The organism is Arthrobacter sp. ZGTC212 (genome assembly GCF_002929255.1).
Classification (GTDB): domain Bacteria; phylum Actinomycetota; class Actinomycetes; order Actinomycetales; family Micrococcaceae; genus Arthrobacter_B; species Arthrobacter_B sunyaminii.
Window position 1 is genome coordinate 1 of the sequence record NZ_PJIJ01000094.1, and the last position, 516, is coordinate 516.

General features: G+C 65.5%; 1 protein-coding gene. It reads left to right on the top strand.

Annotated elements, in window-relative coordinates:
• The coding region (locus CXQ89_RS18070; protein WP_146067320.1) for a M20/M25/M40 family metallo-hydrolase at positions 1-516 on the top strand (516 nt) is incomplete at both ends.

Below are 516 nucleotides of genomic sequence, written 5' to 3' on the forward strand. Positions count from 1 at the left end.
CTTCGGGGACCTCACCAACGTGGTGGGTACCTACACTCCGCCGGAGGAAAAGGGCCGCTCGCTGATCCTGAACGGGCATATCGACGTGGTGCCCACCGGCCCTGAGGAGACGTGGGAACGCAGCCCTTGGGATGCCGCGATGAAGGACGGCTGGATGTACGGCCGCGGGGCCGGTGATATGAAGGCCGGACTCGCTGCCAACCTCTTCGCGTTCGACGCGATCCGGGCAGCCGGGCTCACGCCGGCCTCAACCATCCACTTCCAGTCCGTTGTGGAGGAGGAGTGCACGGGTAATGGGTCGCTGGCTGCGCTGCAGCGCGGATATACGGCGGATGCCGTCATCATCCCGGAGCCGGAAGAGAACATGCTGGTGCGGGCGAACGTGGGGGTGATCTGGTTCCGGGTGCGCGTATCCGGCAAACCGACCCACGTGCGGGAAATGGCGTCGGGCTTCAACGCCATAGACGCCGCCTACACCGTCATGGGCGCGCTGCGGGAACTTGAGGCCAAGTGGAA